The sequence below is a fragment of the Candidatus Nanopelagicus hibericus genome, assembly GCF_002288005.1.
Lineage (GTDB): Bacteria > Actinomycetota > Actinomycetes > Nanopelagicales > Nanopelagicaceae > Nanopelagicus > Nanopelagicus hibericus.
Map to the genome: position 1 here is coordinate 534,294 of NZ_CP016771.1, position 14,471 is coordinate 548,764.

16 protein-coding genes are annotated in these 14,471 nt (G+C 43.0%); 15 read left to right on the plus strand and 1 reads right to left on the minus strand.

Annotated features, from left to right (window positions below; all coding sequences use genetic code 11):
- Window positions 1–25: 25 nt before the first annotated feature.
- Window positions 26–2,020 (plus strand): threonine--tRNA ligase, encoded by a 1,995-nt coding sequence (thrS, locus tag B1s21160_RS02850; protein WP_095672352.1) that lies wholly within the window; start codon window positions 26–28, stop codon window positions 2,018–2,020.
- Window positions 2,020–2,562, plus strand: coding sequence for an HIT family protein (locus B1s21160_RS02855; RefSeq protein WP_095672353.1), 543 nt, complete (start codon window positions 2,020–2,022; stop codon window positions 2,560–2,562). Before thrS ends, B1s21160_RS02855 begins: the two co-directional genes overlap by 1 nt.
- Here B1s21160_RS02855 and B1s21160_RS02860 read toward each other — a convergent pair.
- The gene (locus B1s21160_RS02860; RefSeq protein WP_095672354.1) at window positions 2,536–3,126 is read right to left on the minus strand and encodes a hypothetical protein; all 591 of its coding nucleotides are present in this window, start codon (window positions 3,124–3,126) and stop codon (window positions 2,536–2,538) included. The genes B1s21160_RS02855 and B1s21160_RS02860 overlap by 27 nt on opposite strands.
- Window positions 3,127–3,151: 25 nt before the next feature.
- On the opposite strand from B1s21160_RS02860, the gene pgsA reads away from it, so the two are divergent.
- From pgsA to secF, 13 genes are all read left to right on the plus strand, one after another.
- Window positions 3,152–3,748 (plus strand): phosphatidylinositol phosphate synthase, encoded by a 597-nt coding sequence (gene pgsA / locus B1s21160_RS02865; protein ID WP_223297984.1) that lies wholly within the window; start codon window positions 3,152–3,154, stop codon window positions 3,746–3,748.
- Window positions 3,749–4,609 carry a phosphatidylinositol mannoside acyltransferase gene (locus tag B1s21160_RS02870; RefSeq protein WP_095672355.1) on the plus strand — a complete coding sequence of 287 codons (861 nt, stop codon included), beginning with the start codon at window positions 3,749–3,751 and terminating at the stop codon, window positions 4,607–4,609.
- Window positions 4,596–5,756 carry a glycosyltransferase family 4 protein gene (locus tag B1s21160_RS02875; RefSeq protein WP_095672356.1) on the plus strand — a complete coding sequence of 387 codons (1,161 nt, stop codon included), beginning with the start codon at window positions 4,596–4,598 and terminating at the stop codon, window positions 5,754–5,756. The genes B1s21160_RS02870 and B1s21160_RS02875 overlap by 14 nt, the downstream gene beginning before the upstream one ends.
- Window positions 5,753–6,259, plus strand: coding sequence for a LemA family protein (locus B1s21160_RS02880; protein WP_095672357.1), 507 nt, complete (start codon window positions 5,753–5,755; stop codon window positions 6,257–6,259). The genes B1s21160_RS02875 and B1s21160_RS02880 overlap by 4 nt, the downstream gene beginning before the upstream one ends.
- On the plus strand, window positions 6,256–7,245 hold the full coding sequence (locus B1s21160_RS02885; RefSeq protein WP_095672358.1) for a DUF3048 domain-containing protein: 990 nt from the start codon (window positions 6,256–6,258) through the stop codon (window positions 7,243–7,245). The genes B1s21160_RS02880 and B1s21160_RS02885 overlap by 4 nt, the downstream gene beginning before the upstream one ends.
- 98 nt (window positions 7,246–7,343) lie before the next feature.
- Window positions 7,344–8,231 carry a pyridoxal 5'-phosphate synthase lyase subunit PdxS gene (pdxS, locus tag B1s21160_RS02890; RefSeq protein ID WP_095672359.1) on the plus strand — a complete coding sequence of 296 codons (888 nt, stop codon included), beginning with the start codon at window positions 7,344–7,346 and terminating at the stop codon, window positions 8,229–8,231.
- 2 nt (window positions 8,232–8,233) lie between these two features.
- A complete protein-coding gene (pdxT, locus tag B1s21160_RS02895; RefSeq protein WP_095672360.1) occupies window positions 8,234–8,842 on the plus strand; it encodes a pyridoxal 5'-phosphate synthase glutaminase subunit PdxT in 609 nt (202 codons plus the stop codon).
- 17 nt (window positions 8,843–8,859) lie between these two features.
- Entirely contained in the window at window positions 8,860–9,618 is a 759-nt protein-coding gene (locus B1s21160_RS02900; RefSeq protein ID WP_095672361.1) for a YebC/PmpR family DNA-binding transcriptional regulator, read from the plus strand.
- A gap of 27 nt (window positions 9,619–9,645) precedes the next feature.
- Window positions 9,646–10,167, plus strand: a complete 522-nt coding sequence (gene ruvC, locus B1s21160_RS02905) for a crossover junction endodeoxyribonuclease RuvC (protein ID WP_095672362.1) — start codon at window positions 9,646–9,648, stop codon at window positions 10,165–10,167.
- Window positions 10,164–10,751: a Holliday junction branch migration protein RuvA gene (gene ruvA / locus B1s21160_RS02910; RefSeq protein ID WP_095672363.1), complete on the plus strand. Its 588-nt coding sequence runs from the start codon at window positions 10,164–10,166 to the stop codon at window positions 10,749–10,751. The genes ruvC and ruvA overlap by 4 nt, the downstream gene beginning before the upstream one ends.
- Complete coding sequence (gene ruvB, locus B1s21160_RS02915; RefSeq protein WP_095672364.1) at window positions 10,752–11,807, plus strand: Holliday junction branch migration DNA helicase RuvB; 1,056 nt, start codon at window positions 10,752–10,754, stop codon at window positions 11,805–11,807. It abuts the gene before it with no gap.
- A 79-nt stretch (window positions 11,808–11,886) separates the two neighbouring features.
- Window positions 11,887–13,428 (plus strand): protein translocase subunit SecD, encoded by a 1,542-nt coding sequence (secD, locus tag B1s21160_RS02920; RefSeq protein ID WP_095672365.1) that lies wholly within the window; start codon window positions 11,887–11,889, stop codon window positions 13,426–13,428.
- Complete coding sequence (gene secF / locus B1s21160_RS02925; RefSeq protein ID WP_095672366.1) at window positions 13,421–14,464, plus strand: protein translocase subunit SecF; 1,044 nt, start codon at window positions 13,421–13,423, stop codon at window positions 14,462–14,464. The genes secD and secF overlap by 8 nt, the downstream gene beginning before the upstream one ends.
- Window positions 14,465–14,471: the final 7 nt, after the last annotated feature.

Consider the following 14,471-nt stretch of genomic DNA (forward strand, 5'->3'; position numbering starts at 1 on the left):
TCGCTCGCTTTGCTAACCTAGCGGTATGTCCGGCCAAATAAAGATCACCGTTGATGGCAAATCTCAAACAATCACCGCTGATCAAAAGCCGACTCACTTATATGAAGATCAAAAAGATGTAGTTGTTTGTCGCATAAATGGTGAACTGAAGGATCTTTGGAGTGATTTAGCAGATGGTGATGTTGTTGACTCAGTTTTGATCTCATCTCCTGATGGACTTAATGTGCTGCGACACTCCACTGCGCATGTTTTGGCCCAAGCGGTGCAAGAGGTATTTCCGCAGACAAAACTTGGAATTGGTCCACCAATAATTGATGGTTTTTATTATGACTTCGACCCAAAAAATCCATTTACACCAGATGATCTAGAAAAACTAGAGAGTGCAATGCGCAAAATTATCAAAGCCGGTCAAAGATTTCGGCGGCGGGTGGTTAGTGAAAAAGAAGGGCTAGCAGAATTAAAGGGTGAACCGTATAAATGTGAATTAATTGGATTGAAATCTACTGATGCCGGTGATGAATCAAGTGTTGAGGTGGGTGGATCGGTATTAACTATTTATGACAATTTAGGCAGGGATGGAAATCCGGTTTGGCGAGATTTATGTCGAGGTCCACATTTACCATCAACAAAACATATTCCAGCTTTTAAGTTAATGCGGGCAGCAGGGGCTTACTGGCGGGGATCCGAAAAAAATCCAATGTTGCAAAGAATTTACGGCACCGCTTGGCCAACACAAGAGGGGCTCGATCAATATTTACATCTACTGGCGGAGGCGGAAAAGCGAGATCATCGAAAGCTGGGTGCGGAGTTAGATTTGTTTTCATTTCCAGAGGAGATCGGTTCCGGGTTGGCAGTTTTTCACCCAAAGGGTGGAATTGTCAGAAAAACTATGGAGGATTATTCAAGAAAGCGGCATGAGGAGGAGGATTATCAATTTGTTTACTCACCTCACCTAACTAAAGCAGCACTCTTTGAAACCAGCGGACATTTACAGTGGTATGCAGATGGTATGTATCCACCGATGGTGATGGATGAAGAGTTACACGCAGATGGCACAATTAAAAGAGCGGGCCAAAAGTATTACATGAAGCCGATGAACTGTCCGTTTCATAATCTCATTTACCAGTCAACCCCAAAATCTTATCGAGATCTTCCGCTTAGATTATTTGAGTTTGGCACCGTCTACCGATATGAAAAATCAGGGGTGGTTCACGGCATAACTCGAGCCAGAGGTTTTACCCAAGATGACGCACATATTTATTGCACTAAAGAACAGATGGCTGATGAATTGGATTCATTGCTGACATTTGTTTTAAATTTGCTTCGTGATTATGGCCTATCTGATTTTTATCTTGAACTTTCAACTAGAAACCCAGAGAAATCAGTAGGAGATGAGCGAGATTGGGAGAGCGCCACTGAAGCGTTAAGGAAAGCTGCGGAGAAACAAAAACTCGAGTTTGTAATGGATCCAGGCGGGGCAGCTTTTTATGGGCCAAAAATCTCTGTTCAGGTCAAGGATGCGATTGGACGCACCTGGCAGATGTCCACAATTCAAGTTGATTTCCAACTTCCGCAAAGATTTGATTTGGGTTATGCAGCCTCTGATGGCAGCAGAAAGCAGCCGGTGATGATTCACCGAGCATTATTTGGTTCGATTGAAAGATTCTTTGGTGTGTTAACTGAACATTATGCAGGTGCTTTTCCGCCGTGGTTGGCACCAGTGCAGGTGCGTGCAATACCAGTGGCAGATTCAATAATTCCTTATCTAAGTGATGTGCTTACCCAATTTAAAAAGGCTGGTATTCGAATTGATATTGATACTTCAGATGATCGGATGCAGAAAAAGGTTCGAAATGCTCAACTTGAAAAGATTCCATTTATGATGATTGCTGGCGATGAGGATATGGCTTTAAATGCAGTCTCATTTAGGTATCGAAATGGCGAACAGAAAAATCAAATACCAATCAAGTCAGCAATTGATGAAGTGTTAGCTGCCATAAAAGATCGCAAACAAATTTGATGAGTGATCAATCCATTACGGGTGGAGCCGGTATGCCAGATAGTTGGCAGAGGTTGTGGGCACCACATCGAATGTCATATTTGGAAGGGGAGAATCGGCCACTTCCTGATAATGAAGTTGTTTGTCCTTTCTGCAAAATTACAAATTTGGCAGATCCAGAGGCATTAATAGTTGCCAGGGGTAAAGAGGTGTATGTAGTAATGAATCTTTATCCATACAACGCAGGTCACTTGCTAGTTTGTACTAATCGGCATGTTGCAGAATTACCAGAGTTAACATCATCAGAGCGGAACGAAGTTTCAGAGCTCACCTCGCATGCAATGAAAGTTTTGCGAAAGGTCGGCAGGGCGGTGGGATTTAATATTGGTATCAATCAGGGCAGCGTCTCGGGGGCGGGAATTGCCGGCCACTTTCATCAACACATAGTTCCGCGATGGGGTGGAGATGCAAACTTTATGCCGATCATTGGCAAAACCAAGGTAATACCAAAGTTACTACAAGAAAGCAGAGAACAATTAGCTGCGGGTTGGAATCAAATTTAGGAAGTGTTTTATCTCTGCCACACCTAATTTGTTTTTAAGAATTAATGGAATCGCGGGAATGATTAAACCTGCGGAGAATTGATCCCAGCCACCCTCGATAAGTGCATTATGAAGCTCCTCTTTAAACTCCAAAATTAATTCTCGATGCTCTAAATCGCTGGGAATTTTGGCAGAAGATTTTGATGAGTAATCTGTAATCATTTGATCTTCAAGATTTATGAGCGCAGTTGGCTCACCGTCATCAGCATGTAAGACTAGGTATGGCGTCAAAACTGGCTCCAGCATTTTGCCAACTATGGCGCTCATATCTTCAAAATCAACATCACCATCTTCAAAATCAACAATTGCAACAATAGTTGGCACATACAATTCGCGAAAAGTATTCCATTGTGCGACTAGATTTGGATCAATTCCAGTTTTTGCACTAGCGACCACCACAACTACATCTGCGGTAATTAAGGATGGGTCATCAATCTTGGCAACTGGCAGCCCAAGTGCGGTGCTAATTTCCTCATTCCCAGGAGATATTCCCAAGATAAACCGTGCGTTAATTAGGTCGGCCATGATCTATAAGCCTACGATGGTAATTATGTTGCAGCGTTCATTGCGTGATCCTGTCGCCAAAATTATTGCGCCATTGGTCAAAACTTTGATCAAAATGAGGGTGAGTGCCAATTTACTCTCCACTATCGGCGGCCTAGGTAGCGTGGTGAGCGCACTATATTTTTTCGCTGATGGCAGATTTTTTGTGGGAGTCATCTGGGTCAGTCTCTTCGTGGCATTTGATTTGTTTGATGGAGCGGTTGCTAGGGCCTCCAACAAAGGAATAAGCAAATGGGGAGCACTTCTTGATTCCACATTAGATCGAGTAAGTGATGGGGCGATATTTATTGGCGCACTTATTTATCTTATTGATCAACAGGACCGATTGGTGCCGGTTTTACTAGCTGCAACTTTCGCCTCCTTTATGGTCTCTTACATAAAAGCTCGAGCTGAATCATTATTGATTAAATGTGATGGTGGCTTAGCCGAAAGAGGTGAGCGAGTTGTCATAATTCTTACCGCTTATGGTCTACATGGGCTTGGAGTTGATTATGCAATGGCGGTAGGAGTGTGGATCATTGCTTTGATTTCAATTTTTACCATGGTACAGCGAATGATGATTGTTTATAAAGCGGTGAAATAAATGCATTTGCTTTATCTATTTGCCTGGCGATTGATCGGAGTACTGCCAGAGAGAATGGCGTATAAATTGGCAAATTTAATCTCCGATCAAATCTATCGACGTCAAGGCAGAGGTGTAAAGCGTCTGCGTAGCAACTACCAAAAGGTGATGCCAGAGTTATCTGCAGTTGAATTAAAAAAACTAACAAAAGCTGGGATGAGATCTTATCTACGGTACTGGTTTGATACTTTTCGACTTAACAAATGGAGTAAAGCAAGGGTTATCGAAACCACTTTTGTGGTGCGCGAAAACTTGCTTCGGGATCCGATTGAAAGCAAACGAGGATGCATAATCGCATTGCCACACTCTGGTAATTGGGATCATGCTGCTGCTTATTTTTGTTCGACTGGTATTCCGGTCACAGCTGTGGTGGAAAAATTAAAGCCAGAGGCAATTTTTAACAAATTTCTTGCATATCGCCAAAGCATTGGAATTGAGGCAATAAGCCATAAGGAAAAGACCATTCCAATTTTAGTTGATAGATTAAAAGCTGGAAAACTAGTTGCCCTTGTTGCAGATCGCGATATGTCTAGAAATGGTATCGAGGTGAACTTCTTTGGCCATACTGCAAAAATGCCGGCAGGTCCTGCGATATTAGCTCTAAAGACTGGCTCACCATTGATCACTGCATATATTCGTTATCTAGATACTGGAATTGAAATCACTTTTGATGAAACAATTAAGCCTCCAATTGGTGGTAGTGAAGCGGATTCAATAAAGAGCATTACGCAATCAATGGCAGATAATTTTGCAAAGCGCATTAAAGCTTCACCAGTAGATTGGCACATGTTGCAAAGGATCTGGCTAGATGAAGAAAATTAGAATTGGCATGGTTTGTCCTTATGGTTGGGATACTCCAGGGGGCGTGCAAACACACATCAAAGATCTGGCTGATCATTTAATTGAAGAGGGCCATTACGTTTCAGTGCTGACACCAGTTAGTGATGACTCCGCAAAGATTGCAGATTATGTGGTGAATGCTGGCAAACCGATTTCAATTCCAGTTAATGGTTCGGTAGCAAAAATTCTTTTTGGACCAGTGGCAAGCTCTAGAGCTAAACAGTGGATCGCCTCAGAGGATTTTGATCTGCTGCATCTTCATGAACCAGCCATCCCATCCTTGTCACTGCTTGCCTGCTCTGCGGCCGAGGGGCCCTTGGTCGGCACATTTCATGTATCAACTCAAAAGAAAAAAGCAATCTATGCGATTGGGCCAATATTAGAACCTATTGTTGAGAAGTTAACTGCCAGGATTGCTGTTAGTGAGTTAGCAAGATCAACCTTGAAGGATCATTTCGATACTGACGCAGTAGTTATTCCGAATGGTATTGATGGCCAGCGTTATGCCAATGCGAAAATTTCAACTGATTATTCTGGTGGTCATACAGTTGGATTTATAGGTCGATTTGAGGAATCTCGTAAGGGTTTACAAGTATTACTTGATTCTCTAGCAATAGTTTCACGGTTCATCCCAGATGTCGTGTATCTGATCGCAGGTCCAGGGGATAGCGAATCCTACCTAAAGGATTTGAATCCACAATTGCAAAGCAGAGTTAAGTTTTTAGGATTGTTAACAGATGATGAAAAAATGAGTTTTTTAAAAACAGTTCAGATTTATGTAGCACCAAACACCGGAAGTGAGTCTTTCGGTATAATTTTAACTGAAGCACTTTCATCTGGAACTGCAGTGGTGGCAAGTGATATTCCTGCCTTTAAAGCTGTGCTTGAAAATGGTGCTGCAGGTGACCTATTTAAAAATGGTGACAGTGCTGATTTGGCAAAAGTTTTAGTCGCTCTTCTAAGGGATGATGAAAGGCGAAAAAAACTAGCGGAGAATGGAAAACTAAGCGCACAAAAGTATGATTGGCAGGTAGTTGCTGAGCAGATTGAACATGTTTACGAGATGGCAATAGCAAGTGGCGATAAGGTCCGGTTATCTTCTGAAAACAGATTTTGGAGCAGACGTTGAGTTTAGAAACCTTGTTTGCAATTCTTGTCGTAGTTTTACTGGGGTGGTACCTCTCCTTTTTAGCCTCAAGGTTGGATCGATTACACCATAGGGTTGAAACTTCTTGGGCAACCTTGGATTCACTTTTGCAAAAACGAGCAGCACTTGCCCATGAGATTGTTTCTGAATCAAACCTGGATCCAGCGACTGCCTATTTAATCTCTAGTTCAGCCGTCAATGCTAGAAGCGCCCAACTCAAGGAGCGTTCTGCGGTGGAGAGTGTGTTATCAGAATCTTTAAAATTAGTTCAGGGTTCAGTCGTTGATAATTCACTGGCCCTACCCTCAGAATTGTTAGTTGAACTTGCGGATTTAACTGCAAAAATTAAATTAGCGATCAACATTCATTTAGAGGCGGTTAATGCCACGAGAAATGTCAGATCAAAACCGTTAATTCGCATATTTAGATTAGCTGGTAAGGCACCACTGCCGATTCGATATGAGTTTGAGGATGATATTTTGTGAGGCTAGTAAGACGCTCACTTTTAATACTTTCGGTATCGGTACTTGTAATCTCGATAACTGGTATTCCTAAAACCGGCATTTTTCAATCCGAACCTGAGATTGCAAAAAATCTTTTCAATGGTTTGCCAGGCACCAACAATCAAATCTTGGTGGTGAAAGTAGATGATACAAAGTATGCCCACCCACAAATTGGTATTGAAGATGCTGACATCGTTTATGTGGAACAGGTTGAGGGTGGCTTAACAAGATTGGCTGCTGTGTACACCTCAAAGTTACCACCCCTAATTGGTCCAGTTCGATCAGCTCGAATATCTGATATTGAGTTGTTGGCACAGTTCGGTCGCGTCGGCTTTGCATATAGTGGCGCCCAATCCAAAATGCGACCAGTAATCGCAGCGGCAAACTTGGAGAATATTTCAGCAGAACGCAATCCGCCAACGATTTACATCACAGATAAAACTAGGCCGGGACCATTTAATATGATCTTAAAGCCAGATTTACTGCTGCAGCGAGCCAAATCAAATCCAAAAATAAAGATTGATTCTGCAACTGTTGCCCCTTTTATTTTTGGAAATCCAAATAAAGGTGAAACTCTCACAGTATCGGCAAAGGTTAAGTGGCCAAATGCTAAATATGAATTGCGTTGGGATGTGGTAAATAGCAAGTGGCTTATTTACTTTAATGATCAACCCAATATCGCAGCCTCTGGTGAACATTTATTTGCTGATAATGCAATCATTCAGATTGTTTCAATCACGCCATCTATTTACGGTGATAAGTTTGGTGAAATTACGCCGTTTAGTAAGACCACCGGAATGGGCAAAGCTGTGATGCTTAGGGATGGTTTTAGTTATCAACTTAAGTGGCAGCGTGATCTAGAGACGGAGTTAACAACCTGGCGAACTGCAGATGGTGAGATCGCAAACTTCAAACCTGGGCGTACCTGGATATTTCTCACAGACACCCCACCGGTTTTAACCCCTTAATCTGCCCTTTCCTGTGTGATCAAGGCTTCATTTAATAGTCCTTGCCTCCTGAAAGTAATTAGTACAATAGGGGGCTAGCAAGTTAACGGGGAGTAAAAATGTCTAAAGAGACAGGCACAGCACGAGTAAAGCGCGGCATGGCAGAGATGCTTAAAGGCGGCGTAATTATGGATGTTGTAAATGTTGAGCAAGCGAAAATTGCGGAAGATGCGGGCGCTGTTGCGGTAATGGCGTTAGAGCGTGTGCCAGCAGATATTCGTGCCCAAGGTGGAGTTGCTCGTATGTCTGATCCAGACATGATCACCGCTATTCAAGCAGCTGTTTCAATCCCTGTAATGGCAAAAGCAAGAATTGGTCATTTTGTAGAAGCACAAGTCTTACAAACTCTCGGAGTTGACTACATCGATGAGTCAGAGGTTTTAACCCCAGCAGATTACGCAAACCACATCGATAAGTGGAATTTTACTATTCCGTTTGTATGTGGTGCTACAAATCTAGGTGAGGCACTTCGTCGAATTAATGAGGGTGCAGCGATGATCCGCTCTAAGGGCGAAGCAGGAACTGGTGATGTTTCAAACGCCACAACACACATGCGTACCATTTCAGCTGAGATGCGTCGGCTATCTGCAATGCGCGAAGATGAGTTATATGTTGCAGCAAAAGAGATGCAAGCTCCTTATGATTTGGTAAAGGAAGTTGCAAGTACTGGAAAACTACCGGTTGTGCTATTTACTGCAGGTGGCATTGCAACACCAGCAGATGCAGCGATGATGATGCAACTGGGTGCAGATGGAGTATTTGTTGGCTCTGGAATTTTCAAATCAGGCGATCCAGCAAAGCGTGCTGCCGCTTGTGTTAGAGCAGTTACTTATTACACCGACGCAAAAGTTATCGCCGAAGTTTCTCGTGGTTTAGGGGAGGCAATGGTTGGAATTAATGTTGCTGATATCCCAGTGCCCCACCGTCTTGCGGAGCGGGGCTGGTAGCTGTGAAAATTGGAGTACTTTCACTCCAAGGTGATGTGCGCGAACATATTAAATCGCTCAGCGATTGTGGCGTAGATGCACAGGCGGTAAATACCAAAAAGCAGATTGACGCCATATCTGCGTTAGTAATTCCTGGTGGTGAATCAACCACGATTGCAAAGCTGGCTAGATCCTTTGATTTATTCGCTTTGATCTCTGATCGAATTAAATCAGGCATGCCTACCTATGGTTCATGCGCTGGAATGATCTTGCTATCTGATGTAGTCAATGATGCAATTGAAGGCCAAGAGACATTTGGTGGAATTGATATGGTGGTTCGGAGAAATGCTTTTGGTCGCCAAGTAGATTCTTTTGAAACCGATATTAAATTTAAAGGTATTACCGAACCAGCGATACGTGCAGTCTTCATACGTGCCCCTTGGGTGGAGTCAGTTGGTGCAAATGTTGAAGTTTTATCTGAAATTTCTGATGCGAGTGGAGTAAAACACCCAGTGGCGGTTAGATCAGGGCATTTATTGGCAACCTCATTTCATCCCGAGTTAACTGGTGATAATCGGGTTCACAAGTACTTCGTTGAAGTTATCTGCCGCGAGTTAGCAAGCTTCAAATAATTAGTTAGAGAGCAAATATGAGCGGTCATTCCAAATGGGCAACCATCAAACACAAAAAGGCAATTTTAGATTCAAGGCGCTCTAAAAATTTTGCTAAATTAATAAAGGCTATTGAAGTTTCATCTCGGGTTGGTGGCGCTGATATGAGTGGTAATCCAACATTATTTGACGCTGTTACAAAGGCAAAAAAGAATTCAGTACCGGCCGATAACATTGATCGAGCGATTAAACGTGGCGCTGGTCTTGAGACTGGTGGAAAAGTTTGGGAAACAATTATGTATGAGGGGTATGCAGCAGGAGGGGTTGCGCTGCTGATTGAGTGTTTATCTGATAATCGCAATCGCGCTGCCTCTGAAGTACGGGTTGCAGTGACTAGAAATGGCGGCACAATGGCAGATCCTGGTTCGGTTTCATATCTATTTAATCGCAAAGGTGTGGTAATTGTTTCAAAGCAAGGCGCAAAGGTTAGTGAAGAGGCATTACTGGAGGTGGTATTGGATGCGGGGGCGCAAGAGGTAAATGAATTATCTGAAGCTTTTGAGATAGTTTGCCAGCCAGCAGATTTAGTTGCAGTTCGTAAATCCTTGCAAACAGCCAGTATTGATTATGAATCTGCAGACTCTTCATTCCTGCCAACAATGTCAATACCAATTGATACCGATACTGCAAAAAAGGTGTTTGAGTTGATTGAAGCTATAGAGGATTTAGATGATGTTCAAAATGTTTATGGAAACTTTGATGTTTCAGATGAGGTAATGGCGAGCCTTAGTTCATAAGTATTTCGCGCTGATTAGGCTTGCACTATGCGCGTTTTGGGGATAGATCCTGGATTGACCAGGTGTGGTGTTGGTGTAGTTGATTCAACTGGTCCCCAAAAACTTGCGTTGATCGCAGTTGGAGTAATAAAAACAGATATTGATGTATCCCTTGATCAAAGATTGCTGCAGTTGGAAAAAGAAATCTCAATCTGGATTAATAAGTATCAGCCAGATGTGGTTGCAGTAGAGCGGGTATTTTCAAAACTAAATGTTAAAACAGCGATGGCAACCGGGCAGGCTGCAGGAGTTGCCTTACTTTTAGCTGCAAAAGTTGGTATTCCTGTAGTCATGCACACCCCCAGCGAGGTTAAAGCAGCGGTAACCGGTTCTGGTCGGGCTGATAAGAAACAGGTGGCACAAATGGTAAAACGTCTGTTAAAACTGAAGGAAATCCCGAAACCAGTAGATGCCACCGATGCTCTAGCCCTTGCGATCTGCCATCATTGGCGTGGAGTGGGCAATGCAAGATTAGCTAAAGCGAAGAAAAAGGCGAGTAAGAAAAAATGATTAGCTCAATAACTGGCAAAGTAAAATCAACAGCAGTTAACTGCGTAGTTGTTGAGGTGGGAGGTGTTGGGGTGCTCCTACAGGTACCAGCGCGCGTGGCATCGACTTTGCAAGTGGGAGAACAGGTTAGTTTTCATACTTATTTGATTGTTCGAGAGGATGCCTTAATTCTCTTTGGTTTTAGTGATCTCGTTGATCGTGAATTCTTTGAACTTTTGCTTTCGGTAACTGGAATTGGACCTAAAGTTGCCCAATCTATTTTGGCGAACTCTGGTGCAGCAGGTATTGCATCTGCAATTGCATCATCTGATTTAAAATCTTTAGAAGCAGTTCCAGGTTTGGGTAAAAAGGGAGCACAGCGATTAGTACTGGAATTAAGAGATAAGGCGTTGGCATTTGCAGGTGGAAAGGTAAATGCAAATCTTGCATTATCTAATCAGGTTGAAAATGCTCTGCAAGGATTGGGTTATTCCGTTAAGGAATCAAACTCCATGCTTAAGGCGGTTATGAGTAGTGAAAAGATAGATGGCTTATCCGCCGCGCAGGTATTGAAATTGGCCCTGAAAATTGGGGGTAAAAATTAAATGAGTGGTGAGATAAGCAATCAAAATGCTGATGAGGCAGAGCGGGTAGCAGAGCTTGCGCTACGACCTAAGAGCCTTAAAGAGTTTGTTGGTCAATATCGTGTGCGAGATCAATTAGATCTTTTACTCTCCGCTGCTAAAGAGCGTAAATCACCAGCAGATCACATTCTATTTTCTGGTCCACCCGGATTAGGTAAGACCACACTTGCAATGATTGTGGCATCTGAAATGGATACTCCAATCAGAATTACCTCTGGTCCTGCAATTCAGCACGCTGGAGATTTAGCATCAATACTTTCTTCTTTGGTGGAGGGTGAAATTCTTTTCATGGATGAGATCCATCGGATGTCTAGACCAGCGGAGGAGATGCTCTATTTGGCCATGGAGGATTTTCGAGTTGATGTAATTGTCGGTAAAGGTGCGGGTGCAACCTCAATTCCACTGGAGCTACCACATTTCACTTTAGTCGGAGCCACAACCCGGGCAGGTTTACTACCAAGCCCACTTCGTGATCGATTTGGCTTCACCGCTCAATTGGATTTTTATGAATCAGAGGAGTTGTTTCAAATAATCAAACGCAGCGGTCAATTGTTAGATATTGAGATAGATGATTTGGCAGTTTCAGAGATTGCATCTAGATCGCGTGGCACACCACGGGTAGCAAATCGACTTCTACGCAGAGTGCGAGATTACGCTCAAGTGAATAAAGAGAAGATAGTTCAATTAAGTCATGCCCAAGCTGCATTGAAGATTTATGAGGTTGATGAGATTGGTCTTGATAGATTAGACAAATCTGTGCTTACGGCATTAATTAAAAATTTTAATGGCGGCCCAGTTGGCGTATCCACTCTTGCTATGGCGGTAGGGGAGGAGATTGAAACTATCGAATCCTTAGCAGAACCATTTTTAGTTCGCCTTGGTTTTTTAGCTAGAACTCCGCGTGGTCGAGTAGCGACTGCAGCGGGGTGGATGCACCTTGGTATGAAACCACCACTCTCAGTTCAAATTGGAACTGATGCAACTTTGTTTGATCAAGACCCAGATATTGCGCAATAAACCAATAAATACTTGATTAATTCCATCCTCATTGGCGTGGATTTCTCAATAATCTCCCCTCAGCCTAGAATTACCCCTCATGTCTGCTAATAAAATTGCAAATACTCAATCCAGAGCTGTTCGAACAATCGCAATTCTGTTGCTGACAATTCTCGGATTTACTGGAGTTGCATTTGTACTAGGCGCCACCACTTTTAAGTTGGGCTTAGACCTACAAGGTGGAACAAGCGTAACTTTGCAGCCAAGAATTGAACAGGGTGAAAGTGGAAAAGTTACAGCAGAGGCAATTGATCAAGCGGTTGAAATTATTCGCCAACGTGTTAACTCACTTGGAGTTGCTGAATCTGAAGTTTCAGCCCAAGGAACAGGTGTTAATCGTCAGATCGTAATCTCAGTTCCAGGTGAGACTGGTCGCCGAATTGTCGATTTAGTGGGACAAACAGCAGAGTTAAGATTTCGCCCGGTTTTAGCAGAGGGTGCAGCAAATTCCACAACACTTTCAAACGACACTGCAACTGCAACATTACCACCAGGGGTAACTCCAGAATTAAATACGCAATATGCAGCACTAGATTGCACTCTGCCACAAAACAGACAAGGTGGCTCTAGTAGCAACGAAGCGGTAGCAGTAGTAAGTTGTGACCGAGACGGTATTGCTAAATATATCTTGGCACCTGCTGAAGTTTTAGGTCGACAAGTCACAAAGGCAAGTGCATTACTTGATCCACAAGGAGCATCTGGTTGGTATGTGACGCTAGATTTTGACGGAGAAGGCACAACCAAATTTGGTGCAATGACAACCAGATTGACCTCGCTGCCACAACCACAAAATCAGGCAGCAATAGTTTTAGATGGCTTGGTTTACTCTGCTCCAAGAATTAATGAACCAATTAATACTGGTACTGCGCAAATAACTGGAAATTTTACCCAGCCAGAGGCACAAGATCTTTCTAATGTACTTAAATATGGCGCCCTACCACTGGCTTTTGATCGCGGTGAGGTCCAACAGGTCTCTCCTTCTTTAGGTGCTGACCAGTTGCGAGGTGGCTTGATAGCCGGAGTTCTTGGATTATTACTTGTAATAATTTATTCAATGCTCTATTACCGAGGACTTGGCCTTGTATCGGTGGGTTCATTGTTGGTGGCATCGGTCATGGCATTTTTATCGATTTTGTTACTTGGAGAAACCATTGGATTTACACTCACATTAGCTGGTATTGCTGGAGTTATTGTGGCGATTGGTATTACTGCAGATTCCTTTATTGTTTACTTCGAACGCATTAGAGATGAAGTGCGAGAAGGAAAATCTCTCAAATCAGCGGTTGAAACTGGTTGGGTTCGAGCTCGACGCACCGTTATTGTGGCAGATGCTGTTTCGATGATTGCTGCTTTAATGCTCTACTTCTTTGCAGTCGGTGGTGTTCGAGGCTTCGCATTTACTCTTGGACTCACTACCGTTATCGACTTAATTGTTGTTTTCTTCTTCACAAAACCTTTAGTAACAGTGCTGGCACGTTTCCCGTTTTATAGCCAGGGTCACAAACTATCTGGATTTTCTGCCAAATCTTTAGGTGTGATTGATAAAACTGTTATGCAATCAGGGGGGTCAAACAATGGCTAAGTTCTCAGGATTAGGCGGCCGGCTATATAGGGGTGAAACCTCTATTGATTTTATTGGCAAACGTAAGATTTGGTACGCAATCTCAGGCTTATTAATACTTGCTTCAGCTGCAACTTTATTCACTCAAGGTTTGCACCTTGGAATTGAGTTTAAGGGTGGGTCATCCTTCACCGTCACATCCAATAATGCTTCAGTTCAAACTGCCGAAAGTGCACTGACTGAGGCAGGAATTAAATCCCAAACTATTATTCAAAAAGTTGGAAATGACAAGGTTCGGATTCAAACAGATGCTTTGACCGCAGTAGAGCAAAATGCAGTTGAAGCAAACCTTGCTTCAAAATTTAATGTCACCGTGGACTCAATTGATTCTCAAATTATTGGTCCTTCTTGGGGTGAGGAGATCACACGTAAGGCAATATACGGATTAATTGGATTCCTATTGGTAGTAATGCTCTATTTAGCAATGGCTTTTGAATCAAAGATGGCGCTAGCTGCAATTATTTCTGTGGTGCATGATGTGTTCATCACCGTGGGAATTTACGCTTTGGTTGGTTTCGAGGTAACACCGGCTACGGTAATAGGATTCTTAACAATTTTGGGTTACTCACTCTATGACACAGTGGTTGTTTTTGATAAGGTGCGAGAGAATACTAAGGGTATTGCAGCAAGCGGCAAGAGCACTTATTCACAAGCTGCTAATCTAGCGGTCAATCAAACCTTAGTTCGTTCCTTCAATACCTCATTAATTGCATTATTGCCGGTTGGCTCTATTTTATTTGTTGGTGCTGGATTACTTGGCGCTGGAACTCTGAAAGATTTATCTCTAGCACTCTTCATTGGACTTGCCACTGGAACCTACTCCTCTATCTTTATCGCGACACCTATTTTAGCGGTTTTGCGTGAGCGTGAACCAGCAATGCAGGCACTTGCAAAACGAGTTGGAAGTCGTGGCGATAAATCAGTTGCGCCAACCTCTTCAGTTCAATCCAGTGATCGCGGACCTCGCAATCAACCTAAACGATATCGCCGTCGCTAATACTCTG

What these genes read in the sequence shown, in the direction of transcription:
- B1s21160_RS02855 (WP_095672353.1), top strand. Translation starts at nt 2,020, where the DNA reads ATGAGTGATCAATCCATTACGGGTGGAGCCGGTATGCCAGATAGTTGG.
- ruvC (WP_095672362.1), top strand. Translation starts at nt 9,646, where the DNA reads ATGCGCGTTTTGGGGATAGATCCTGGATTGACCAGGTGTGGTGTTGGT.
- pgsA (WP_223297984.1), top strand. Translation starts at nt 3,152, where the DNA reads ATGTTGCAGCGTTCATTGCGTGATCCTGTCGCCAAAATTATTGCGCCA.
- ruvA (WP_095672363.1), top strand. Translation starts at nt 10,164, where the DNA reads ATGATTAGCTCAATAACTGGCAAAGTAAAATCAACAGCAGTTAACTGC.
- B1s21160_RS02860 (WP_095672354.1), bottom strand. Translation starts at nt 3,126, where the DNA reads ATGGCCGACCTAATTAACGCACGGTTTATCTTGGGAATATCTCCTGGG.
- B1s21160_RS02870 (WP_095672355.1), top strand. Translation starts at nt 3,749, where the DNA reads ATGCATTTGCTTTATCTATTTGCCTGGCGATTGATCGGAGTACTGCCA.
- secD (WP_095672365.1), top strand. Translation starts at nt 11,887, where the DNA reads ATGTCTGCTAATAAAATTGCAAATACTCAATCCAGAGCTGTTCGAACA.
- B1s21160_RS02875 (WP_095672356.1), top strand. Translation starts at nt 4,596, where the DNA reads ATGAAGAAAATTAGAATTGGCATGGTTTGTCCTTATGGTTGGGATACT.
- B1s21160_RS02900 (WP_095672361.1), top strand. Translation starts at nt 8,860, where the DNA reads ATGAGCGGTCATTCCAAATGGGCAACCATCAAACACAAAAAGGCAATT.
- thrS (WP_095672352.1), top strand. Translation starts at nt 26, where the DNA reads ATGTCCGGCCAAATAAAGATCACCGTTGATGGCAAATCTCAAACAATC.
- ruvB (WP_095672364.1), top strand. Translation starts at nt 10,752, where the DNA reads ATGAGTGGTGAGATAAGCAATCAAAATGCTGATGAGGCAGAGCGGGTA.
- secF (WP_095672366.1), top strand. Translation starts at nt 13,421, where the DNA reads ATGGCTAAGTTCTCAGGATTAGGCGGCCGGCTATATAGGGGTGAAACC.
- pdxS (WP_095672359.1), top strand. Translation starts at nt 7,344, where the DNA reads ATGTCTAAAGAGACAGGCACAGCACGAGTAAAGCGCGGCATGGCAGAG.